Source organism: Mycolicibacterium sarraceniae (genome assembly GCF_010731875.1).
Classification (GTDB): domain Bacteria; phylum Actinomycetota; class Actinomycetes; order Mycobacteriales; family Mycobacteriaceae; genus Mycobacterium; species Mycobacterium sarraceniae.
In genome coordinates, this window is record NZ_AP022595.1 from 824589 (window position 1) to 846737 (window position 22149).

At 66.8% G+C, this 22149-nt stretch carries 22 protein-coding genes, 1 pseudogene and 1 riboswitch; of the genes and pseudogenes, 11 read left to right on the top strand and 12 right to left on the bottom strand.

Annotated elements, in window-relative coordinates; all coding sequences use genetic code 11:
• Positions 1–101: 101 nt before the first annotated feature.
• Positions 102–1709: an MFS transporter gene (locus tag G6N13_RS04285; protein WP_163701675.1), complete on the top strand. Its 1608-nt coding sequence runs from the start codon at positions 102–104 to the stop codon at positions 1707–1709.
• Positions 1706–2197: a DUF2771 domain-containing protein gene (locus tag G6N13_RS04290; protein ID WP_163694949.1), complete on the top strand. Its 492-nt coding sequence runs from the start codon at positions 1706–1708 to the stop codon at positions 2195–2197. Before G6N13_RS04285 ends, G6N13_RS04290 begins: the two co-directional genes overlap by 4 nt.
• Here the strand turns inward: G6N13_RS04290 and G6N13_RS04295 are convergent.
• Entirely contained in the window at positions 2194–3264 is a 1071-nt protein-coding gene (locus G6N13_RS04295; RefSeq protein WP_235677924.1) for a glutathione S-transferase family protein, read from the bottom strand. The two genes, G6N13_RS04290 and G6N13_RS04295, sit on opposite strands and share 4 nt — an antisense overlap.
• Positions 3265–3306: 42 nt before the next feature.
• Positions 3307–3717: a cold-shock protein gene (locus tag G6N13_RS04300; RefSeq protein ID WP_163701678.1), complete on the bottom strand. Its 411-nt coding sequence runs from the start codon at positions 3715–3717 to the stop codon at positions 3307–3309.
• Between the two features lie 147 nt (positions 3718–3864).
• Here G6N13_RS04300 and G6N13_RS04305 point away from each other — a divergent pair, with 147 nt between their 5' ends.
• The 4 genes from G6N13_RS04305 to G6N13_RS04320 all read left to right on the top strand — a co-directional run bounded on the left by G6N13_RS04305 (position 3865) and on the right by G6N13_RS04320 (position 7204).
• Entirely contained in the window at positions 3865–4260 is a 396-nt protein-coding gene (locus tag G6N13_RS04305) for a YccF domain-containing protein (protein WP_163694950.1), read from the top strand.
• Entirely contained in the window at positions 4257–5321 is a 1065-nt protein-coding gene (moaA, locus tag G6N13_RS04310; RefSeq protein WP_163694951.1) for a GTP 3',8-cyclase MoaA, read from the top strand. The genes G6N13_RS04305 and moaA overlap by 4 nt, the downstream gene beginning before the upstream one ends.
• The gene (locus G6N13_RS04315; RefSeq protein ID WP_163694952.1) at positions 5314–5583 is read left to right on the top strand and encodes a MoaD/ThiS family protein; all 270 of its coding nucleotides are present in this window, start codon (positions 5314–5316) and stop codon (positions 5581–5583) included. Before moaA ends, G6N13_RS04315 begins: the two co-directional genes overlap by 8 nt.
• A gap of 250 nt (positions 5584–5833) precedes the next feature.
• Positions 5834–6019: riboswitch (cyclic di-AMP (ydaO/yuaA leader) on the top strand.
• A gap of 9 nt (positions 6020–6028) precedes the next feature.
• Positions 6029–7204, top strand: coding sequence for a transglycosylase family protein (locus G6N13_RS04320; RefSeq protein WP_163694953.1), 1176 nt, complete (start codon positions 6029–6031; stop codon positions 7202–7204).
• 4 nt (positions 7205–7208) lie between these two features.
• Here the strand turns inward: G6N13_RS04320 and G6N13_RS04325 are convergent, their stop codons facing one another.
• From G6N13_RS04325 to G6N13_RS04340, 4 genes are read right to left on the bottom strand one after another with little or no spacing between them, the layout of a single operon-like run.
• Positions 7209–7634 (bottom strand): molybdenum cofactor biosynthesis protein MoaE, encoded by a 426-nt coding sequence (locus G6N13_RS04325; RefSeq protein ID WP_163694954.1) that lies wholly within the window; start codon positions 7632–7634, stop codon positions 7209–7211.
• Positions 7631–8110: a MogA/MoaB family molybdenum cofactor biosynthesis protein gene (locus G6N13_RS04330; protein WP_163694955.1), complete on the bottom strand. Its 480-nt coding sequence runs from the start codon at positions 8108–8110 to the stop codon at positions 7631–7633. The genes G6N13_RS04325 and G6N13_RS04330 overlap by 4 nt, the downstream gene beginning before the upstream one ends.
• A complete protein-coding gene (moaC, locus tag G6N13_RS04335; RefSeq protein ID WP_163701681.1) occupies positions 8107–8538 on the bottom strand; it encodes a cyclic pyranopterin monophosphate synthase MoaC in 432 nt (143 codons plus the stop codon). Before moaC ends, G6N13_RS04330 begins: the two co-directional genes overlap by 4 nt.
• A gap of 60 nt (positions 8539–8598) precedes the next feature.
• On the bottom strand, positions 8599–8781 hold the full coding sequence (locus G6N13_RS04340; protein WP_179965078.1) for a hypothetical protein: 183 nt from the start codon (positions 8779–8781) through the stop codon (positions 8599–8601).
• A gap of 65 nt (positions 8782–8846) precedes the next feature.
• On the opposite strand from G6N13_RS04340, the gene G6N13_RS04345 reads away from it, so the two are divergent.
• The 3 genes from G6N13_RS04345 (at position 8847) to G6N13_RS04355 (ending at position 14527) form a co-directional block, all read left to right on the top strand.
• Positions 8847–11108 (top strand): helicase-associated domain-containing protein, encoded by a 2262-nt coding sequence (locus tag G6N13_RS04345; protein WP_163694957.1) that lies wholly within the window; start codon positions 8847–8849, stop codon positions 11106–11108.
• Positions 11109–11140: 32 nt separating this feature from the next.
• Positions 11141–12790: a DNA repair helicase XPB gene (locus tag G6N13_RS04350; RefSeq protein ID WP_163694958.1), complete on the top strand. Its 1650-nt coding sequence runs from the start codon at positions 11141–11143 to the stop codon at positions 12788–12790.
• A 153-nt stretch (positions 12791–12943) separates the two neighbouring features.
• Positions 12944–14527 (top strand): PE-PPE domain-containing protein, encoded by a 1584-nt coding sequence (locus G6N13_RS04355; RefSeq protein WP_163694959.1) that lies wholly within the window; start codon positions 12944–12946, stop codon positions 14525–14527.
• A 13-nt stretch (positions 14528–14540) separates the two neighbouring features.
• Here G6N13_RS04355 and G6N13_RS04360 read toward each other — a convergent pair whose 3' ends face one another.
• From G6N13_RS04360 to G6N13_RS24855, 4 genes and pseudogenes are all read right to left on the bottom strand, one after another.
• Positions 14541–15686 carry a thiolase family protein gene (locus G6N13_RS04360; protein WP_163694960.1) on the bottom strand — a complete coding sequence of 382 codons (1146 nt, stop codon included), beginning with the start codon at positions 15684–15686 and terminating at the stop codon, positions 14541–14543.
• Positions 15687–15691: 5 nt separating this feature from the next.
• Positions 15692–16111 carry a Zn-ribbon domain-containing OB-fold protein gene (locus tag G6N13_RS04365; protein ID WP_163701684.1) on the bottom strand — a complete coding sequence of 140 codons (420 nt, stop codon included), beginning with the start codon at positions 16109–16111 and terminating at the stop codon, positions 15692–15694.
• A 192-nt stretch (positions 16112–16303) separates the two neighbouring features.
• Positions 16304–16483, bottom strand: a complete 180-nt coding sequence (locus G6N13_RS24275; RefSeq protein ID WP_179964977.1) for a hypothetical protein — start codon at positions 16481–16483, stop codon at positions 16304–16306.
• Between the two features lie 639 nt (positions 16484–17122).
• Positions 17123–17293: pseudogene (locus G6N13_RS24855) on the bottom strand (long-chain fatty acid--CoA ligase); the annotation flags it as partial.
• 179 nt (positions 17294–17472) lie between these two features.
• Here G6N13_RS24855 and G6N13_RS04380 point away from each other — a divergent pair.
• Complete coding sequence (locus G6N13_RS04380; RefSeq protein ID WP_163694961.1) at positions 17473–18426, top strand: DUF3060 domain-containing protein; 954 nt, start codon at positions 17473–17475, stop codon at positions 18424–18426.
• 55 nt (positions 18427–18481) lie between these two features.
• On the opposite strand, the gene G6N13_RS04385 is transcribed toward G6N13_RS04380, so the two are convergent.
• Both G6N13_RS04385 and G6N13_RS04390 read right to left on the bottom strand, forming a co-directional pair.
• Positions 18482–20626, bottom strand: a complete 2145-nt coding sequence (locus G6N13_RS04385; protein ID WP_163694962.1) for a 3-hydroxyacyl-CoA dehydrogenase NAD-binding domain-containing protein — start codon at positions 20624–20626, stop codon at positions 18482–18484.
• Between the two features lie 4 nt (positions 20627–20630).
• Positions 20631–21842: an acetyl-CoA C-acetyltransferase gene (locus G6N13_RS04390; protein WP_163694963.1), complete on the bottom strand. Its 1212-nt coding sequence runs from the start codon at positions 21840–21842 to the stop codon at positions 20631–20633.
• Positions 21843–21970: 128 nt separating this feature from the next.
• On the opposite strand from G6N13_RS04390, the gene G6N13_RS04395 reads away from it, so the two are divergent.
• Positions 21971–22138: a hypothetical protein gene (locus G6N13_RS04395; protein ID WP_163694964.1), complete on the top strand. Its 168-nt coding sequence runs from the start codon at positions 21971–21973 to the stop codon at positions 22136–22138.
• Positions 22139–22149: the final 11 nt, after the last annotated feature.

The window sequence follows — 22149 nt, forward strand, 5'->3', positions numbered from 1 at the left end:
ATCGTGGCGTGTCTGGAGGCCGGCGTGACGAACCCCGCGGGAATCCGGCTTTCGGGCCCTATCGCGGCTCGTCGGCCGGCGCCCCCGACGAACACCCCGGCATGGCCAACTACCCCAGCGACGGTGACGGCATCCGCCGCTCCGGAGGCACCCGGCGGTCCAACCCGATCCCCAGCGCCAACCGCTACCTGCCGCCGCTGGGCGATCAGGATCAACGCACCGAGAAGCTGTCCGGGCCACCGCCGGGCTCGCGTGGCGGCGTCGGTGGCGGTGCGGGCGAACGCGTCACTGTCACGCGGGCCGCGGCGATGCGCAGCCGCGAAATGGGCTCGCGGATGTACTCGATGGTGCACCGGGCGGCCACCGCCGATGGCGCCGACAAGTCCGGTCTGACGGCGCTCACCTGGCCGGTAGTCGCGAACTTCGCGGTCGACTCGGCCATGGCGGTCGCCCTGGCCAACACATTGTTCTTCGCCGCTGCATCTGGGGAGAGCAAGGGCAAAGTCGCGCTCTACCTGCTGATCACGATCGCGCCGTTCGCGGTGATCGCCCCACTCATCGGGCCTGCGCTGGACCGCGTGCAGCACGGCAGGCGTGCGGCGCTGGCGATGTCGTTCATCCTGCGCGCTGTGCTGGGGATCGTGCTGATCATGAACTACGACGGCGCCACCAACAACTACCCGTCGTGGGTGCTGTATCCGTGTGCGCTGGGAATGATGGTGCTGTCCAAGTCGTTCAGCGTGCTGCGCAGCGCGGTCACGCCCCGGGTGATGCCACCCACGATCGACCTGGTGCGGGTGAATTCACGGCTGACGATGTTCGGCCTGATCGGCGGCACGATCGTCGGGGGCGGTATCGCGGCAGGGGCGGAGTATCTGCTCACCACGGTCTTCCAACTGCCCGGCGCGTTGTTCGTGGTCGTCTTCGTCGCCGTCGCGGGTGCCTCATGGTCCATGCGGATCCCGCGCTGGGTAGAGGTGACCGAAGGCGAGGTGCCGACCACACTGACCTACCACGGTGACACCGGGGCGCTGCGACGGCCCGACCACGAGCCGGCCAGCAAGAAGGGCGCCCGGCGACAACCGCTGGGCCGCAACATCATCACATCGCTATGGGGTAACTGCACGATCAAGGCGATGGTCGGGTTCCTGTTCTTGTACCCGGCGTTCGTCGCCAAATCCCATGACGCCAGCAGCTGGGAGCAGCTGGCCGTGCTAGGCCTGATCGGTGCGGCGGCCGGGATCGGGAACTTCGCGGGGAACTTCACCGCGGCGCGGATGAGGCTGGGCCGGCCGGCGATGCTCGTCGCGCGCATGACGGTGGCGGTGACGGTGGTTGCCCTGGTCGCGGCGGTCACCGGCAGTCTGATCGTGGTGGCAGTGGCCGCGCTGATCACCTCGGCATCGACCGCGATCGCCAAGGCGTCCCTGGACGCGTCGCTGCAGGACGACCTGCCCGAGGAATCACGAGCATCAGCATTCGGGCGTTCGGAGTCGGTGCTACAGCTGGCCTGGGTGCTCGGAGGCGCGCTCGGCGTGCTGGTGTCCACCCAGCTGTGGGTGGGCTTCACCGCGATCACCGCGCTGCTGATTCCCGGCCTGGCCCAGACCATCGTCAGCTACCGCGGTGATTCCTTGATCCCCGGGTTCGGCGGTAACCGTCCGGTGCTGGCCGAACCCGAAGGGGCATCGGCGGTGACCAACCAGTGACACGGTTAGCCCGCTGGCTTCTGGTGGTGGTCGTCGTTCTCGCGTCGGTCGGCGCCGGGATCGGTGCATGGGCGCTGACTCGGGACACCGGTTCGAAGCTGCCCGAGATCAGTGCCTACACCCACGGGCGTACCGTGCGGGTCGGGCCGTTCGTGTACTGCAACGTGATGAACCTCAACGAGTGCCAGAGCCCGCAGACTCAGGGCGAGCTGTCGGTCAACGACCGCGATCCCGTCCAGCTGTCGGTGCCGGCCGCCATCGGGCGGGCACCGTGGCGGCTGTTGCGGGTTTACGAGGATGAGCGCAATTCCACCACCACCATCTACCGGCCCGACACCGAACTGGCAGTGACGATTCCGACGGTCGACCCGCAGCGCGGGAAGCTGACCGGTGTGGTGGTGCAACTCCTGACCTTGGTGCAGGACCCGAGCGGCGAGTTGCGGGACGCTCCGCACGCGGAGTGGTCGGTTCGGCTGGTCTGGCCTTAGGGATTCTCGGCGAACGTCGAGTTGTCGCCCTCGATCGTCGCGCCTGTCGACACCCAGTCGACGTTCGCGCCATGCCCAACCGGTACCCGCTCGGCCTCGCGCGTCGGCCCCGGCGGGGTGCCGTCACCGAACGGCCTGCCGCCCAGGGCTTCTCGACCGTGTGGTGTCAACCAATTGGAAAGCTCAGGCCCCTTCGGGACGATCCGGGTGGGATTGATGTCGGCGTGCACGATGTAGTAGTGCTGTTTGATCTGGACGAAGTCGGTGGTGTCGCCAAAACCCGGCGTCTGGAACAGATCTCGGGCGTAGGCCCAGAGCACCGGCATCTCAGCCAGTTTGGACCGGTTGCACTTGAAGTGGCCGTGGTAGACCGGATCGAAGCGGGCCAGCGTGGTGAACAGCCGCACATCAGCCTCGGTAATCGTGTCGCCGACGAGGTAACGCTGACTGGTCAGCCGTTCCGAAAGCCAGTCCAGCGCAATGAATAACCTGTCGTAGGCCGCCTCGTAGGACTCCTGAGAGCCGGCAAACCCGCAGCGATACACGCCATTGTTCACTTCGGTGTAGATCCTCTTGCCGACCTCGTCGATCTCGTCGCGCAGCGGCTCGGGATACAGCTGCGGCGCACCGTCGCGGTGGAAGGCCTGCCACTGGGTGGAGAAGTCCAGCGTCATCTGCGCGAAGTCGTTGGTGACCACCTGCCCGGTCGCGATTTCGACAAGCGCCGGGACGGTGATGCCCTTGGCATAGCCGGGATAGCGCGCGAAGTACGCGTCCTGCAACCGCGGAATCTTGAGCACCGGGTCGACCCCACCGGGATCGAGATCGAAGGTCCAGCTGCGCTCGTCGTGCGTCGGCCCGCAGAACCCGATGGACAACACATCCTCGAGACCGAGTAGCCGTCGCACGATGATTGTCCGATTGGCCCACGGGCACGCCCGAGCAACAATCAGCCGGTAGCGGCCGGGTTCGCTCGCGTACCCGTCGGCACCGTCGGCGGTGATCCGCGTGGTGATGTAGTTGGTATCGCGCTTGAACTCGCCGCCGCCGGCGATAGAGGAACCCACGACACCAGTGTTCCCCAGCCCCCAGTGCGGGTCGAGGCGGGCCTAGGCGTCGAGCTCCTGCGCAACCGCCTTGACGACTTCGGACACTCGCCGGGCGACCTTGCGGTCCGGATAGCGCCCCTTGCGCAACTCGGGCTGCACCGCGCCTTCCAGCAGCGTGATCATGTCCTCGACCATGCCGTGCAGTTCGTCCGGCGTGTGCTTGCGCTCGACCGGTGTGGCCTCCCGCCGCGTCCGGGTCAGGCTCGGCGGCGGGTCGATCAGCTTGACGCTCAACGCCTGTGGCCCGCGACGGCCGGAGGCGAGGCCGAACTCGACCTTCTGACCGGCCTTGAGACCTTCGATGCCCTCGGGCAGTGCCGACGCACGGACATAGACGTCCTCGCCGTCCTCTTGGGACAGGAAGCCGAATCCCTTTTCGGCGTCGTACCACTTCACCTTGCCGGTCGGCACTGGTCTCACCTGCTTGTCTAACGGGTCCATGACAACATGACGAAGCGTCCCGCGGGTGCAGGACGCGTGTCGGTGATCCTACTCGGGAAGAAGTGGGGCCAGCACCTGAGTTTAGTTCGGTAGGCTGGGCACACCGCTGGAGGAGACATGCGCCTGATCTTGAACGTCGTCTGGTTGCTGTTCGGCGGACTGTGGCTCGCCCTTGGCTACCTGCTCGCCGCACTCATCTGCTTCGCTCTGATCATCACGATTCCGTTCGGCTTCGCCGCGCTGCGGATCGCCGACTACGCGCTGTGGCCGTTCGGCCGGACTCTGGCCGATAAGCCCGGCCCGCGCCCGGGTGCCCTCGTCGGCAATGTGATCTGGGTGTTGCTGTTCGGGCTTTGGCTGGCGATCGGGCATCTGGTGAGCGCGGCCGCCATGGCGATCACGATCATCGGGATCCCGCTGGCGCTGGCCAACCTCAAGCTCATACCGGTGTCGCTGATGCCGTTGGGCAAGGAGATCGTCCCCGCCGACCAGGCTCGGGTGGCGGCCGCATGACGATGACCTCGCTGGGCTTGCCGGCGATCCGCCGCGACGCCGGAGACCCCGCAGCCGAGATGCCCCGCTCCGGCCCGCTGATCGACACCTTCGGCCGGGTCGCCACCGACCTGCGCGTTTCGCTGACGGATCGCTGCAATCTGCGCTGTACCTATTGCATGCCGGCCGAGGGCATGGACTGGCTACCCGGCGACGAACTGCTGACTCACGACGAGCTGACCCGCCTGCTGACCCTGGCCGTCACCCGGCTCGGGATAGACAGTGTTCGCTTCACCGGCGGCGAGCCGCTGCTGTATCGCCGGCTGGAGGATCTGGTGGCCGAAGTGACCGCGCTGCGTCCACGCCCCGAGATCGCGCTGACCACCAACGGGCTGGGGCTGGCCCGGCGCGCGCAGGCACTGGCCGATGCGGGAGTCGATCGGGTCAACGTCTCGCTGGACAGCCTCGACGCCGCGCACTTCGCCGCCATCACTCGCCGCGACCGCCTCAACGACGTCCTCGACGGGCTGTCGGCCGCGACCGCCGCAGGGCTGGGGCCGGTCAAGGTCAACGCGGTGCTGGATCCGGTCACCGGCCTCTCGGATGCCGTCGAACTCCTGGACTACTGCCTGCGCTACGGCTACCAGCTGCGGATCATCGAGCAGATGCCGCTGGATGCCGAGCACCTGTGGCGTCGTGACGCCACTCTGGGGGCCGACGATATCGTCACGGCCCTGGCCGCCCACTTCGAGCTGCGCACCGACCCGGCGCCGCGGGGTTCGGCTCCGGCTCAGCTGTGGCGCGTCAACGGCGGCCCCGCGACCGTCGGCATCATCGCATCGGTGTCGCACGCGTTCTGCGCGGCCTGCGATCGAACCCGCCTGACCGCCGACGGACAGATCCGTAACTGCCTGTTCGCCGCCGACGAAACGGACCTGCGCGGGCTGCTGCGGGGCGGCGCCGACGATGACGCCCTGGAGTTGGTCTGGCGGGCCGCGATGTGGCGCAAGGCGGCTGGGCACGGCATCAACGACCCGGGATTTGTGCAGCCGCAGCGGTCGATGAGCGCCATCGGTGGCTGAGGTGAGCGCACCGGTAGAAGTGACTGTGCGTTTCTTCGCCGCGTCCCGCGCCGCCGCCGGTGCCGAGTCCGACCTGCTGAGCGTGCGCCAGGGTGCCACCATCGCCGACGTGGTGAGCGAACTGCGCTGCCGCAGTGACGAATTGGCACGAGTGTTACTGCGGTGTTCATATCTGTGCGACGGGGTCGCTGTGCGCAATCAAGCCATTGAACTGCGATCTGGCCAGACTCTCGACGTCTTGCCCCCGTTCGCCGGCGGATGATCGTGATTTACGTCACATCACGATCGGGTAACGAGATGGCCAGGGCGGAATTTTCTGCCCGGATCACCTGGGCGAATGCAAGCCTGTGGTGCGGCTTTAATCTTTTATAAGGTTTGCCGGTAGCAGAAACGCCCGAATGTGCAAAAGGTGACGGCACTCTCGGTTGCAGTTAGCGTCTCTGCCAGGTCCACCCCCTCCCCCTGGGGGAAGGCCCTCTCCGCTCTTAGCGCTTAGCTCCATCCAAAGAGCGGAGAGACCAACGAGAACCATGGATGGAGGCGGGGGATCCACCGGTCCACCGACAAGGAGACCAGGAACCGCTCGAGGTTCCTTGGGGTGAAGCCGAGATCGTTTCCACCAGAGACGACCACGGCCGGGCGACCTCTCCAGCCCGAACCCGACAGCTGACCTCGCAGGCGCCTCGACGAGAGGAATACATCGCTCTATGAGTGGACGGCATCGCAAGCCCACTTCATCGTCTGTCAGCGTCGCCAAGATCGCGGTCACGGGTGCGGTCATCGGAGGCGGAAGCATCGCCTTCGCCGCCCAGGCCCAAGCGGCTCCCGACGCCGAATGGGATCAGGTAGCCCGCTGCGAATCCGGCGGCAACTGGGGCATCAACACCGGTAACGGTTACCAGGGTGGCCTGCAATTCTCCCCCGGCACCTGGTCCGCGCACGGCGGCGGCCAGTACGCCCCGGCCGCCAATATGGCGACCAAGGACCAGCAGATCGCTATCGCCGAGGATGTCCTGGCCACTCAGGGCCGTGGCGCGTGGCCGGTGTGCGGTCGCGGTCTGTCGGGTGCGACGCCCCGCAACGTGGTGAACGAACCCGCTCCCGACGCACTGTCAGTTCAGGCTGCATCGTTCGATACGCCACTGCCCGACGCACCGGCTCCGGATGCTCCCGCTGACCTGGCGCCCGCGCCGCAGGATCTGCCGCCGGCACCGCAGGATCTCCCCCCGGCACCGCAGGATCTGCCGCCGGCACCCCAGGATCTGCCGCCGGCACCGCAGGATCTGCCGCCGGCACCGCAGGCCGGTGTCGTCGCAGTCTCCCAGGAGATCGCACCGCAGGCCGCCGAGCCCGTCGTCGACGCCGCACTTCAGGTGCCCGCCCCCGACGCACCGGCCCTCCCGGACGAGCAGACGGTCACCGTGCAGGCGTCGTCGATCCACTTCCTCCCGCAGGCCCCGGCCGACCCGGCGATCCCGCCGGGTCCCGCCCCGGCTGATCCGGCCACGGTTCCCGCTGCCCCCGCACCGGACGCCACCGTGGTGGCAGCTGGCCAGCCCGCGCAGCCGCCCGACGGGATCCCACACCTGACGAGCCCGGACAACCTGCCGCCGGGAACCAGCGACGCTCCTGAAGGCCCGCGAGACGGTCCGAACGTCACGTACCTCAAGGAACTCTGGCATGCGGTCCAGACCCAGCAGGTCAGCCGCGGCGATGCGCTGCTGGCGCTGACCCAGCGTCCGCTGAACACTCCGGTGACCAACGATCCGAGCATGGGTACGCCGCCGGCTGACCCGAACGCTCCGCTGCCGGCTCCTGGTGCCCCCGCACCGGCGCCCGCGGCACCCGCACCGGTCGTGCCCGTACCGGCACCGGCTCAATAAGCCCTCAGGCCGAATTCACCCACTCGTCGGTACCGTCGGCGAAGAACTGCTGCTTCCACACCGGTAGCCGCGCTTTGACGGTGTCGACGAGCAGGGCGCACGCCTCGAACGCCGCCCCGCGATGGTCGGCCGCCACGGCGGCCACCAGGGCGGCATCCCCGATGTGCAGCGTTCCCACCCGATGGCTGGCGGCGAGCGCCCGCACACCCGGAGATTGCGCGGCCACCTCAGCCAGCGCCTCGAACAATGTCTGCTCGGCCAGCGGGTGCGCGGAGTAGTCCAGCCGCACCACGTCCCGGCCCCCGTCGTGATTGCGCACCACTCCGGAGAAACCGACCACCGCGCCGGCGGCATCGCTGGCGACGAGCTCCTCGTGTTCGGTCAGCGAGATCGGGCCGTCGACGAGCGCGGCCCGCAGGATCCGTGTCATGAGCGGTGGTCTCCCCCGGACAGTTGGTCCAGCGCATGGTCGAGGACATCGGCCAGCACCGACAATCCATCGCGTACCCCGCCAGTGGATCCGGGCAGGTTCACCACGAGCGTGCGCCCGGCCACGCCGCACAGGCCGCGCGACAGCACCGACGTCGGTACCGCGGGCAGCCCGGAGCGGCGGATGGCATCGGCCAATCCCGAGATCTGGTAGTCGAGGACGCCCAGCGTGGCCTCCGGGGTGGCGTCGGTCGGCGATATCCCGGTCCCGCCGGAGGTGATCACGACATCCGATCCCGCATCGATCGCCTCACGCAGGGCGTCACCGACGGCGCTGCCGTCGACCACCACGACCGGATCGGGGACGGTGAACCCGCGTTCGGCGAGCCAGGCGACGATGATCGGGCCGGTGCGATCCTCGTAAACGCCGGTCGCCGCCCGGGTGGAGGCGATTACGACCCGACCGGACCTACTCACCCCTGTCGCACCCACAAGCCGGTTTTGCCGCCCTCTTTGCGCAGCAACCGGATGTTCTCGAGGCACGCGGCGGGGTCGACGGCCTTGATCATGTCGTACACCGTCAGGGCGGCGACGCTGACGGCGGTCAGCGCTTCCATTTCGACACCGGTGCGGTCGGTGGTGCGCACCGAAGCGGTGACGACGACCTCGGACTCCCCGATCGCGAACTCGATGTCGACACTGGTGAGCGCGAGATGGTGGCACAGCGGGATGAGGTCACTGGTGCGTTTGGCGGCCAAAATGCCGGCCACCCGGGCGGTCGCGAGGGCATCGCCCTTGGCCAGCCCGCCGGACGCGATGAGGGCAACCACCTCGGCGGTGGTGTGAACGGTGCCCGCTGCCATCGCGGTACGGGTGGTCGCGGTCTTCTCGGTGACGTCGACCATGCGCGCCGCACCGTGCTCGTCAAGGTGCGAGAGACGAGGCTGCGGTCCGCTGGTCACCGGTTACTTGTTGACGACGGTGACCGGGTGCAGATACGGCAGTTCGGAGGCGGGCAGCGGGAACGTGATGTCGCCGAACGGGGACAGTGCGCCCACCCGGTCGGCGGCCAGCTCGCTCACGGCGTGGTCCTCGGGGTCGCGGGTCGGCCAGCCATTATCGACATACGGAGTCTTCTTCTCAGCCACCGCAACATTCTGACACTCCGACGGCCAAGTTGTGCACACAGGCGGCTGTTTTACGCTGGTCAACAATGACTGAACCGTCGTCCCCAGGCATGCCGCTGGGCGCCTGGCTGGCGGATATGCCCGACGACCGGCTGATCCGTCTTTTGGAACTGCGGCCGGACCTCGCCCAACCCGCACCCGGCAGCATCGCGGCACTGGCCGCTCGGGCCGTCGCCCGCCAGTCGGTGAAGGCTGCCACCGACGAGCTGGACTTCCTGCGGCTGGCGATCCTCGACGCACTACTGGTGCTGCATGCCGAGACCACCGCCGTGCCGGTGGCAGGGGTCGTGGCGCTGATCGGTAAGCGTTGCGACAAGCAAACTGTGCTGGCCGCTCTGGATGATCTGCGCGACCGCGCCCTGGTGTGGGGTGACGACGCCGGGGTGCGGGTATCGGCAGAGACCGCCGCCGGGCTGCCCTGGTACCCCGGGCAAGCCATCCTCGAAGACTCCTCGAAGTCCGCCGCCGAGATCTCGGCCGCCATCGACGCACTCTCAGAACCCCAGACCGAATTGCTGGAACTGCTGTTGACGGGTTCTCCCGTCGGCCGGACCCGCGACGCCGCACCGGACGCGCCTGCCGACCGCCCGGTGCCCCAGTTGCTTGCGGCCGGCCTGTTGCGCCAGCTCGACGAGGAGACGGTGATCCTGCCGCGCCAGGTCGGCCAGGTGCTGCGCGGCGAGGAGCCCGGCCCGGCAGATCTGAGCGCGCCGGACCCGGTAACGAGCAGCACCACCGTCGCCGATGCCGACGCCGCCGCGGCGGGTGCGTTGCTGGACGTGATCCGCGAGATCGAGATGGTGATCGAAACCCTTTCCACCACAACGGTTCCCGAGCTGCGAAGCGGCGGCCTGGGGGTCCGCGAGGCTAAGCGTCTGAGCAAGCTCACCGGGATCGACGAACAACGCCTTGGCCTGGTCCTGGAGATCAGCGCGGCGGCCGGTCTCATCGCCAGCGGCACACCCGATCCCCAGCCAGCGGATGGGCCGGGCCCGTACTGGACGCCCACGGTGGCAGCCGACCGGTTCCTCGAAACACCCACCGCCGCACGCTGGTATCTGCTGGCCACCACCTGGCTGGAGCTACCGTCACGCCCCGGTCTGATCGGCAGCCGCGGCCCTGACGGGAAACCGTATGCGGCACTGTCTGATTCGCTGTACTCGACGGCCGCGCCACTGGACCGCCTACTGCTGCTGGAACTGCTGGCCGCCCTGGTGCCCGGGTCGGGCGTCGATGCGATGTGCGCTTCGCAGGCGCTGATCTGGCAGCGGCCCCGCTGGGCTGCGCGGTTGCAGCCCGAGCCCGTCGCGCATCTGCTCGACGAGGCGCACACCCTGGGACTGGTTGGCCGCGGCGCCTTGAGCACACCGGCGCGGGTGCTGCTCACCGGCGACGAGGACGCGGCCGTCGAGGCGATGAACAAGATCCTGCCCGCGCCGATCGATCACTTCCTGGTACAGGCCGACCTGACCGTGGTGGCGCCCGGGCCCCTGCAACGCGAGCTGGCCGACGAGCTTGCGTCGGTGGCCGCGGTGGAATCGGCGGGTGCGGCCATGGTGTACCGGGTCAGCGAAGCCTCCATCCGGCACGCACTGGATACCGGTCGCAGCGCGGGATCGTTGCACGCCTTCTTCGAAGGTCATTCGAAAACCCCTGTCCCCCAAGGTTTGACGTACCTGATCAACGATGTCGCGCGCCGGCACGGTCAACTGCGGGTCGGCATTGCATCGTCGTTCCTGCGTTGCGAGGATCCGAGCCTGCTTGCGCACGCGGTGGCAGCGCAGGCCCTTGAGCACCTCGAGGTGCGGCTGTTGGCGCCCACGGTGGCGGTGTCGCAAGCACCGATCGGCGAGCTGCTCGCCGCGTTGCGGGCGGCGGGGTTCGCCCCGGCCGCCGAGGACTCCTCGGGCGCGATCGTCGATCTGCGCACGCACAGCGCCCGGGTGTCGGCGCCGGGACACCGCCGGCTGTTCCGGCCGATGCCCAAGCCGAGTGTGGAAACCCTGGCGTCGGTGGTGGCGGTGCTGCGCCGGGTGGACTCGGCCAATCCGTTCGCCAACGTCCGCCTCGACCCGGCGGTGTCGATGGCGCTGCTGCAACAGGCAGCGATGGAACACAAAGACGTGGTGATCGGTTATGTGGATGCGGCGGGCGTGGCCACCCAGCGGGTGGTGCGCCCCCTTACGGTCAGTGGCGGGCAGCTACTGGCCTGGGATCCCACTCAGGGCCGTCCGCGGGAGTTCGCGGTACATCGCGTGACATCGGTGATGTCGGCCGGCACTGGATAATGGACGGTTATGAGCTTTAGGCAGGTGGGCGCGTGACTGAAGGCCCCTTGATCGTGCAATCCGATAAGACCGTGCTGCTGGAGGTGGACCACGAGCAGGCCGGTGCCGCCCGGGCGGCAATCGCGCCGTTCGCGGAGCTGGAACGCGCACCCGAGCACATCCACACCTATCGCATCACTCCCCTGGCCCTGTGGAACGCGCGCGCCGCCGGTCACGACGCCGAGCAGGTGGTCGACGCGCTGGTCAGCTTCTCGCGCTACGCCGTGCCGCAGCCGCTGCTGGTCGACATCGTCGACACCATGGCCCGCTACGGCCGTCTGCAGCTGGTCAAGAGCCCGGTCCACGGCCTCGTTCTGGTCAGCCTCGATCGGGCGGTACTGGCGGAGGTGATGCGCAACAAGAAGATCATCCCGATGCTCGGCGCGCGCATCGACGAGGACACCGTCATCGTCCACGCCAGCGAGCGCGGCCACATCAAACAGATGCTGCTCAAGATCGGCTGGCCGGCCGAGGACCTGGCCGGCTACGTCAACGGTGAGGCGCATCCGATCAACCTGGATCAGGATGGCTGGGAACTGCGCGACTACCAGCAGATGGCGGCCGATTCGTTCTGGGACGGTGGCTCGGGCGTGGTGGTGCTGCCGTGTGGAGCGGGCAAGACGCTGGTGGGTGCGGCCGCGATGGCCAAGGCCGGGGCGACGACGCTGATCCTGGTGACCAACACCGTCGCGGGCCGGCAGTGGAAACGCGAGCTGATCGCGCGGACCTCGCTGACCGAAGAGGAGATCGGCGAGTATTCGGGTGAGCGCAAGGAGATTCGGCCGGTCACGATCGCCACCTACCAGGTCATCACCCGGCGGACAAAGGGCGAGTACCGGCATCTCGAGCTGTTCGACAGCCGCGACTGGGGACTGATCATCTACGACGAGGTGCACCTGCTGCCCGCACCGGTGTTCCGTATGACGGCCGACCTTCAGTCGCGCCGCCGGCTCGGGCTCACCGCGACGCTGATCCGGGAGGACGGGCGCGAGGGCGACGTCTTCAGCCTCATCGGCCCGAAGCGCTACGACGCTCCGTGGAAGGACATCGAAGCCCAGGGCTGGATCGCGCCCGCGGAGTGCATCGAGGTCCGCGTCACGATGACCGACAACGAGCGGATGCTCTATGCGGTAGCCGAACCCGAAGAGCGTTACAAGCTCTGCTCCACCGCGCACTCCAAGATCGCGGTGGTCAAATCGATTCTGGCCAAGCACCCGAACGAGCCGACGCTGGTGATCGGTGCCTACCTCGACCAGCTGGACCAACTCGGCGCCGAACTGAACGCGCCGGTGATACAGGGCTCGACGAAGAACGCCGAGCGCGAGGTCCTATTCGACGCGTTCCGCCGCGGCGAGGTGAAGACCTTGGTTGTATCGAAGGTCGCGAACTTCTCCATCGATCTACCGGAAGCGTCAGTGGCCGTGCAGGTTTCAGGAACATTCGGCTCACGCCAGGAGGAAGCGCAGCGGCTGGGCCGGCTGCTGCGCCCCAAGCACGACGGCGGCGGCGCGGTGTTCTATTCGGTGGTGTCCCGCGACAGTCTCGACGCCGAGTACGCCGCGCACCGGCAGCGGTTCCTGGCCGAACAGGGCTACGGCTACATCATTCAGGACGCCGACGACCTGCTCGGGCCCGCGATCTGACCTAATGCGGAAGGTAGCCACAGCCCCCCGTTAGCAAAAGTTCATCATCCGATTCGATCGACGCTGCGATCGCGAAAGCAATGTGATAGCGAACATCGCAGCAACACGCTAATCTTCGCCACAATATGTGGCGGGTGACAATAAGGGGCGTTCATGAGCGCAGCGGGCTTCATTGGGCGGGTTAGCGGGTTAACGGTTGCGCTCGGAGTGGGCGCCGCGGCATTCAGCGGTGCGGTGGCCTGGGCTGACAGTCCCGGCCCCGGCAATTCATCGACGCATGCCGGCTCCGCCCACTCGGCATCGGGCGGTGCCGGTGCCACCGCAGGCCCGGCCAAGAAGGCGGCGCTGGCCTACAGCCGTCGCGACTCGGGCCTGTCGGCTCGCCCGGCCGCAGCGTCAGCGCCGGCACCCGAGCGTGCGGTGCAGGCGCTTGCCGCGCAGAACACTGCGGTGATCATGGGGCCCAGCGGTGTCCCGATCCCGAAGCCCACCTATATCCAGAACGTCTTCAACCTCTACATCAGCCCGCGCTATCCGGGCTCGGTTCCGCTCCAGCTGGACACCCCCGAGGGGCTATACCCGATCACGGGAGTGAAGAGCCTGCCGCTGAACGTATCTGTCCAGCAGGGCATCGAGATCCTGGCCGCCACGATCGCCCAGCAAGTCGCCAACGACAACACCGCAACGGTTTTCGGCTATTCACAGAGCGCCATCATCTCCTCACTCATCATGAGCCAGCTACCCGCGGGCACGCCGGTGAACTTCGTGTTGGTCGGCAACGAGATGAACCCCAACGGCGGCCTCCTGTCCCGGTTCCCGGGGCTGAACCTGCCGAGCCTCGGCCTGCCGTTCTACGGTGCCACGCCTGAAAATGCCTTCCCCACTACGAACTACACCCTTGAGTACGACGGATTCGCCGATTTCCCGCGCTACCCGCTCAACGTCTTGTCGGTCCTCAACGCCGGACTGGGCATCATCTTCGTCCACACCAAGTACGCCGAGCTCACGTCGGCACAGGTCAATTCGGCCATCGCCTTGCCGACCACCGATCCGACCCAGAAGTACTACATCATCCCGACCGAGGATCTCCCGCTGCTGGAGCCGCTGCGCCTCATCCCCGTCATCGGCAATCCAGTCGCGGATCTGCTACAGCCCGCCCTGAAGGTGATCGTGAACCTGGGCTACGGCGACCCGCAGTACGGCTGGTCCAACGCGGGATTCGCCAACCAGCAGACAACTTTCGGCTTCATCCCCGATGTCAACTGGGGCCAGGTGGCCAACCTCCTCGTTGCCGGTGTTGCGCAGGGTGTCCAGAACTTCGTCGCCGACGTCAGCCCGGGCGGCGTGATGTGGCAGGAGCTGGCGGGGCTGCATCTGCCGAAACCCGCTCCAGCGCCGGTATTCCCGACTCCCACCGGGGTCATATCCGCGCTGCAGACGCTGACCACCGACATCGCCTATAACATCTCCAACTCCACGGCGGCTCTGTACGCGGCAGTGCTACCGACGGTGGACATTGCCAACGCCATCGTCACGATGCTGCCCGCGTACGGAATCAATCTGTTCCTCGGCGGGATTCAGCAAGCGCTCAGCGGTGACGTGATCACCGGCCTCGTCAACGCCATCGGCCTTCCGATCGCCGCCACCAGCGGGCTGGTCACCACGGCGGCGCTCATCGAGGCGCTCGTGCTGCTTCAGGCGGTCCAAGGGTTCTTGGGCCAGGAGACCAACGTCTGAGCTACCCGGCCTGTTACAGCGAAAGAATTGTCGCTGAGGCGGTTCCGGGCGCGCCGTAGACCTGCGCCAGGCCGATGCGAGGGTTACCCGGCACCTGACGCTCGCCGGCCTCACCACGCAGCTGGCGCACCAGTTCGTGCATCTGGCGCAGGCCCGAGGCGCCGATCGGCTCACCGTTGGCGATCAGGCCGCCGTCGGTGTTGATCGGCAGCGAGCCGTGAATCTCGGTGGCACCCTCGGCCAACAGCTTCTCCTGCTCACCGTCGGCGCACAGCCCGGTCTCGGCCATGTGGATGATCTCGGCCCCAGCGTCGGTGTCCTGCAGCTGAGCGATATCGACGTCCTCGGGCCCGATACCGGCCGCCTCGTAGGCGGCCTTGGCGGCGTAGACGGTCGGCGAGACGTCCTCGTCGAGCGGCGCGGAGGTGCCGTGCACCTCATAGGCGCCGAAGGTCCGGGTGCGAATCTCGCTGGCGCGCAAGTAAACCGGTTTGTCGGTGAAGCGGCGCGCGATATCGGCGCGGCACATGATGACCGCGGCGGCGCCCTCGTCGGGAGCGCAGAACATGTACTGCCGCAGCGGGTAGTTCAGCACCGGCGAGGCCATGATCTCCTCAACGGAGATCTCCCTGCGGCGGAAGGCATTCGGATTCAACACACCGTTGCGGAAGTTCTTGTTGGCCACCCGCGCCAGCGTCTCCTCGGAGATGCCGTGATCGTGGATGTAGCGGTTGGCCTTGATCCCGAAGAACTTGGTGGTGACGAACTGCCCGTTTTGCGCATACCACTGCGGCAGCGCCAGTTTGGCCGGGTCGTCGGTGAAGGCACCGCGCGGGTGCTTGTCCAGACCCACCGCGATACCGATGTCGTACTTGCCGAGCCGGATCGTGTCCGCGGTCTGCTGGATCGCGCTTGCCGCGGTGGCGCAGGCGTTGAAGACGTTGGTGAAGGTGATCCCGGTGAGGCCGACCAGTCGCGTCACCGCATCGGGATTGGACACCTCATAGCTGCCGCCGAACCCGAACTGGATGTCCTTCCAGTCCGCACCGGCGTCCGCGAGCGCCAGGGCAATGGCCTCGGCGCCCATCTCCATGGCAGTCTTCTCGAACCGGCCGAACGGGTGCAGGCCAACACCGATGATTGCGACGTCATTACTCATGCCGCTCACGCCCCCACCGGTGCGAAGGCAAACGTGACGACCTCATTGCCGTCGGCGTCGGTCGCGAAGGGGATCATCGTGAGCTCGACGTCCATGCCCCACTTCAGCTTTTCCGGATCGTTCTCGGTGAGCCGGCCCTCGACGCGCACGACGTCGTCCAGCTGCACCAGGCCGACGCCGAACGGCACGAAATCCTTACCGGTCGGGCCGATGTAGGGGGCACCGGGCGCGAAGCCCTGGGTGGTCCAGGCCACCAGCGTGCCGCGGCGGGGCAGCTTGACCTCGCTCATACCGGCTGCGCTGCACTGCGGGCAGCGTTCCTGACGGGGAAAGACCACGGCCGAACAGCTGGCGCATTCACTGCCAATCAGCTGCGGGTTCTCTTCCGGCCAAGTGGAGATTTCGGGCGCCAGGGCCTTTTGCATAGCGGCATCCTTCGTAGTCCAGGTCTTTAGCGGGATCGTACAACATTGTTGGTCGCGTACGGAAACCTCATTCTCATCTGGATGCACGCCCTTCTCCGGCAGCACGAGGTCACGCCAGCGCGGGGATCACCTCACGCCAGCGCAACAGCTCGATGCCGGAGCGGTCGTAGCCAGCCTCTGGGAAGTAGCAGATCACGTACTCGCAGCCGAGGTGCCGATGATCGCGTTGACGTTGGCCAACCGCACGCCCGCGGACGGGAACGCGTATCCGTAGGCGCGCCATTCATGCTCGCACCAGCCGCCGCCGATGCCCATCTCGGGCACGTTGGTCATCCCCAGCACGATGGCGCCCAGCGCTTCGCCACGCGCCATCGGCTGGTCGGCCTTGGCCGCGCAGCGTCGGAGCAGTTCGGGGTCGGCAGCAGCAATCAGGGCATTGAGCGTGGGGGTGACGGCGTCGATCCGGGCCAGGTGGGCGACTTCCCCGGTTTGACCGAAGATATCGCCTCAATGAACGGGCCTTGGATAGCAATCGGCCCCTCCCATAACGGGAGGGGCCAATGCTCCCCTTGCCTCCTCATTCCCCTGGCGAAACTCTCATCACACCGCAAAATCTAACTGAGAGCAAGCTGAGATGCTGCAACTCAGCAAAAATCACTCGACACTTAGGCAAATGAACTCAAGCACGTCCGGTGATCACCCATCCTTGACGAATGTCGAATTCAGGACCACTTAGCCGGTATGACGTGCGACGGCAAATCGAGTGCCAACCGCCGGCAGAGCAATTCGGCCAGCAACTGAGCTCGTGGCAGCGCGAAAGGCACAGCGCGCAGATGTTTGCTCACAATGTCGGCGTCCACATTTGTCGCAGTTCAAACTTGAACCAGAGTCTGCATAGCGGATTTGCGATGGGATGGCATCGTCCGGCCGGTGAGCGTCGGCGTGAGCCCCGCGGCCCAGCACCCGCGCCACGTTTCTGGCAATGCCCCGCGAGGGCGGCCTCCTACGGGGGCGAACGGTCTCCGGCAGGACCTTGAATCCGCCTCGGTTGATCGCCGTGTCGGCGCGGCCACGCAGTGTGATGAATCCGTCGACGTCGATGGCAACGAGATCGTTCGTGCGGACCCAGTCCGGGCTGACCGCCGCGATCCTGGCTTCGAGCAGCCCCTGCCCGCCGACCGGTTCACCTTATGCGAGCCGGCCGGGTTCGTCCTGGACCGCTCCAAAGAATCCCGATGTAGCGGATATCGTCTGCTTCCGCCGCACCCCGTAGCCCACCGGTTCAGAGCAGACCCCCAGCTCAACGACATACAGCCGCCTCACAGCTGTGCCACGCTTTGCCGGCGTCGTCGTTCGATGAGGTGGAGAATCGCATCGGGGAGCGCGAGCTCGCGCCCGCCCCGCGACGGGTGCCCGCAGGCTTCTTACTCGCCGAGCTGCTGCCGTTCCGCTGGTGGTACCTGTGGGGCATGTTCATGATCGCGGTCGCACTGATCGCGCTCTGGGGCACATTTCCGATGGCCTTCACCGCGACGGCGGTCGCCACGCTGGTGGTGATCTACGCCTACCAGCTCTGTGGCGCATCCCAGCGACTGACACTGTTGAAGTGGGGCGTGGTGGCGACCGTCGATGGTACCGAAACACTCACGCGCGGAACGTATTACAGCGGTACCACGTATTACAACTCGTATCTTCCGGTGGCCAGTGGCTGGACCGTGCAGCGGCCGCGCTACAGCGGGCCGAGCACCAAGACCAAGGTCCGCTATCGCCTGAACGGTTATCAAGGCGACATCGTGGTGCGCGGCCGCGAATACACCGACGGCGTCGTGCTCGCCGACCCCCGCAGGCCAAGCCGGGCGCGGTGCGTCACCGCGTTCGCCTACGACCTGGACCGCGACGAGACCGGCAATTGGGTTGGCCGCCTGCGGCCCCGGCTGGTGGTCGGCATGGTTGTCTGGCTGGTGGTGATGATCGGCTGGCTGACGCTGGCCGGATTCGTGGCCGTCGCCGCAGCCAATCAGCACGACGGGCCACCGACCGCAACGCCGACCAACGGCGTCGACGTCGTCGGAAACAACAAGATGGCCAGCTACGCCTGCGGCGGCGGGGATATCGACATCGTCGGCGACGACAACGAAGTGACCGTCACCGGCCATTGCCGCAAGGTCCGGATCTCTGGCAATGACAACATGGTCGTTCTCGAAACGGCGGACAGCATCCGCACATCAGGAGACCACAACGTGGTCACCTACCGCAGCGGCGATCCCGTGATCACCAACTTCGACGACTCCAACACGATCATCCAGAAGGGCTGACGCAGAAGGCCCGCAGAGACTCGACGTCGCTACGGGCCTTTGCGTCGTGGGCGAACTAGAGCAGCGATGCCGGCGGGTTGAACCGCTCGCCGTACTTGGCCGCGAGTTCCTTGGCGCGAGCCACGAAGGCGTCCTTGCCGACACCGGCCGGTCCCTCATAGCCGACGATGAACTGCGCCGAGCCACCGGTCCACGGCGGGAAGCCGATGCCGAGGATCGAGCCGATGTTGGCATCAGCCGTCGTCATCAGCACGCCTTCGTCGATGCACTTTTGGGTTTCCAGTGCTTCAGCGAACAGCATGCGGTCGACCATGTCCTGGATCGGGATCTCGGAGCTACCGGAGTTGAACGTCTCCTTGAGCCCGGGCCACAGCTGGGTGCGCTTTCCGTCGACGTACTCGTAGAAGCCGGCGCCCGCCAGCCGCGACGGCCGGCCGATCTCGATCATCTTCTCGACGACCGCCTCGGCTGGGTGCGGAATGTAGACGGCATCCACATCTTCCTGCGCCTTGCGGGAAGCTGCGGCGATCTTGTGCATCAGCTCCAGGTTGAGCTCATCGGAGAGCTGCAGCGGTGCCGCCGGGTAACCGGCCTGACCGCCGGCGTGCTCGATGCTCGCCGGTGCCACGCCCTCGCCGAGCATGGCGAGTGCCTCGTTGACGAAGGTGCCGATGACGCGGCTGGTGAAGAACCCACGGCTGTCGTTGACGACGATCGGGGTCTTGCCGATGGCTAGCGTGTAGTCGAACACCCGGGCCAAGGCTTCGTCAGAAGTCTTCTCCCCCTTGATGATTTCGACCAGCGGCATCTTGTCGACCGGTGAGAAGAAGTGGATGCCGATGAAGTCCTCCTGGCGCTTCACGCCGGACGCGAGTCCGGTGATCGGCAGCGTCGAGGTGTTCGAGCCCAGCAGTGCGTTGGGCTCGACGATGTCCTCGATTTCCTGGAACACCTGGTGCTTGAGATCCTCGCTCTCGAAGACGGCCTCGATGACGAAGTCGACACCCGTGAAATCGGCGGGGTCCGCCGAGGGGGTGATCCGCGCCAGCAGTGCGTCGCTGCGCTCCTTGGTGGTCTTACCGCGCTCGAGCGCCTTGGCCTCGAGCTTCTCCGAGTAGTTCTTGCCCCTCTCGGCGGCCTCGATGCTGACGTCCTTGAGGACCACGTCGTACCCGGCCTTGGCCGAGACGTAGGCGATTCCGGCACCCATCATGCCGGCGCCGAGGACACCGATCTTGGCGATCGGGGTCTTGCCGATGCCCTCGGGCCGCGAACCGCCCGAGCTGATGAACTGCATATCGAAGAAGAACGCCTGGATCATGTTCTTCGCGACCTGGCCGGTGACCAGCTCGGTGAAGTAGCGGCTCTCGATCCGGCTGGCGGTGTCGAAGTCGACCTGCGCGCCCTCGATGGCTGCGGCCAGGATCGCCTTGGGCGCAGGCATATTCGCGCCCTTGAGCTGCTTGCGCAGCAGTGCCGGGAAAGACGGCAGGATGGCCGCGAGTGCCGGGCTGGCCGGGGTGCCGCCCGGCATCTTGTAACCCTTCTTGTCCCAGGGCTGTTCGAATGCCTCGGGATTGGCCTTGATCCAGGCCTTGGCTGCGGGGACGAGCTCATCGATGCTGCCGACCAACTCGTCGACCAGACCGATCTCCCTGGCCTTGGCCGGCTTGAAGCGGGTGCCCTGGCTCAGCACGGTCATGAACGCGTTCTGAATACCGAGCATGCGCACAGTGCGGGTGACGCCGCCACCGCCGGGCAGCAGGCCCAGCGAAACCTCGGGCAGGCCAAGGACACTGCCCTTGACGTCAGCCGCGATCCGGTGGTGGGTGGCCAACGCGATCTCCAGGCCGCCACCGAGGGCGGCGCCGTTGATGGCGGCGACGACGGGCCTACCGAACGTCTCGAGGGTGCGCAGCGCCTTCTTGACGGTTTCCACCGTGCTGAAGGCCTCGCCGGCGTTCTCCGGCCCCAGGTGGATCATCGACTTGAGGTCACCGCCGGCGAAGAAGGTTTTCTTCGCGCTGGTGATGACCACGCCGGTGATCGAATCTTTCTCGGCGACAAGGCGTTCTACGGCCCTGTTCATCGACTCGGTGTAGTGCTCGTTCATCACATTCGCCGACCCGGTCGGATCGTCGAGGGTCAGCGTGACGATGCCGTCGGCATCCTTGTCCCACTGAATCGTGTTCTCTGCCATGTTGTTAAACCCTCTCAATGATGGTCGCGACACCCATGCCGCCGCCGATACACAGGGTGACGAGTGCACGTCGCGCATTGCGGCGCTCCAGCTCGTCGACCATGGTGCCTAGGATCATGGCGCCGGTCGCGCCGAGCGGGTGGCCCATCGCGATGGCGCCACCGTTGACGTTGAGCTTCTCGTCGGGGATGTTCAGATCCTTCTGGAACTTCAGCACCACCGAGGCGAAGGCCTCGTTGAGTTCGAACAGGTCGATATCGTCGACCGTCAGGCCGGCCCGGTCCAGCACCTTGCGGGTGGCCGGAGTGGGGCCGGTCAGCATGATCGTCGCGTCGGCGCCGCTGGTGGCGGTCGCCACGATCCGCGCCCGCGGGGTCAGGCCCTGCGAGGTTCCCGCTTTCTCGGAGCCGACGAGCACCAGCGCGGCGCCGTCGACGATGCCCGAGCTGTTACCGCCGGTGTGGACGTGATTGATCTTTTCGATCCAGTGGTACTTCTGCAGTGCCACATCGTCGAAGCCGCCCATCGAACCGATACCGTCGAACGCGGTGCGCAGCTTGCCGAGGCTTTCCACCGTCGAACCCGGGCGCATGTGCTCGTCGTTGTCGAGGATCAGCAGGCCGTTCTGATCGCGGACCGGCACCACAGATTTGGCGAAGTAGCCGCCCGACCAGGCAGCGGCGGCGCGCTCCTGCGAACGGGCCGCGTAGGCGTCGACGTCCTCGCGGGAGAAGCCCTCGATGGTGGCGATCAGATCGGCACCGATGCCCTGCGGGGCAATGTAGTTGTCATACGTCACGACGACGTCGCTGAACATCGCACCACCGTCGGAGCCCATGGGGACGCGGCTCATGGATTCGACGCCGCCGGCCAGCACGAGGTCGTCCCAGCCGGAGCGCACCTTCTGCGCGGCGGTGTTGACGGCCTCGAGGCCGGAGGCGCAGAAGCGGTTGAGCTGCACGCCGCCGGTGGTGTCGGGCAGGCCCGCGGCCAGCACGGCGGTGCGGGCGATATCGCCGCCCTGGTCGCCAACCGGGGACACGACGCCGAGGACGACGTCGCTGATCAGGGTTTCGTCCAGGTCGGGGTGGCGGCTGCGGAGCTCGTCGATCAGGCCAACGACCAGGTTGATCGGCTTGACCTCGTTGAGGGCCCCGCCGCGCTGCTTGCCGCGCGGGGTGCGGATGGCCTCGTAAATGAAGGCTTCTTCGGACATGTGCGTTCTCTCCCAGTCCTGTTCAGATTGGTTGCGGGCCCGCCGTATGACGGTGGTCCTCTGAACGCGAAGCTTAGCAAGGCCGCCCAACCATCCGGTTGGGCGGTGTTCGGCGTCAGGCCGGGGCGGTGACGATGATCGAATCGTTCGAGGTGTCCCAGGCCTTCATGAAGGAGGTGTCCCAGGCCTTCATGAAGGAGGTGTCCCAGGCCTTCATGAAGGAGGGGATCGAGAGCTTCGTGGTCGCCTCGTCGGCGGCGGTTCGCTGGTCGCTGGAGTCCTCGACGATCGCGTAGTTGACGAAGGC

Coding starts and splice junctions, on each gene's coding strand:
- G6N13_RS04285 (WP_163701675.1), top strand. CDS start 102: ATGGCCAACTACCCCAGCGACGGTGACGGCATCCGCCGCTCCGGAGGC.
- G6N13_RS04305 (WP_163694950.1), top strand. CDS start 3,865: ATGCGCCTGATCTTGAACGTCGTCTGGTTGCTGTTCGGCGGACTGTGG.
- moaA (WP_163694951.1), top strand. CDS start 4,257: ATGACGATGACCTCGCTGGGCTTGCCGGCGATCCGCCGCGACGCCGGA.
- G6N13_RS04320 (WP_163694953.1), top strand. CDS start 6,029: ATGAGTGGACGGCATCGCAAGCCCACTTCATCGTCTGTCAGCGTCGCC.
- G6N13_RS04325 (WP_163694954.1), bottom strand. CDS start 7,634: ATGACACGGATCCTGCGGGCCGCGCTCGTCGACGGCCCGATCTCGCTG.
- moaC (WP_163701681.1), bottom strand. CDS start 8,538: ATGGTCGACGTCACCGAGAAGACCGCGACCACCCGTACCGCGATGGCA.
- G6N13_RS04345 (WP_163694957.1), top strand. CDS start 8,847: ATGACTGAACCGTCGTCCCCAGGCATGCCGCTGGGCGCCTGGCTGGCG.
- G6N13_RS04355 (WP_163694959.1), top strand. CDS start 12,944: ATGAGCGCAGCGGGCTTCATTGGGCGGGTTAGCGGGTTAACGGTTGCG.
- G6N13_RS04360 (WP_163694960.1), bottom strand. CDS start 15,686: ATGAGTAATGACGTCGCAATCATCGGTGTTGGCCTGCACCCGTTCGGC.
- G6N13_RS04365 (WP_163701684.1), bottom strand. CDS start 16,111: ATGCAAAAGGCCCTGGCGCCCGAAATCTCCACTTGGCCGGAAGAGAAC.
- G6N13_RS24275 (WP_179964977.1), bottom strand. CDS start 16,483: ATGGCGCGTGGCGAAGCGCTGGGCGCCATCGTGCTGGGGATGACCAAC.
- G6N13_RS04385 (WP_163694962.1), bottom strand. CDS start 20,626: ATGGCAGAGAACACGATTCAGTGGGACAAGGATGCCGACGGCATCGTC.
- G6N13_RS04390 (WP_163694963.1), bottom strand. CDS start 21,842: ATGTCCGAAGAAGCCTTCATTTACGAGGCCATCCGCACCCCGCGCGGC.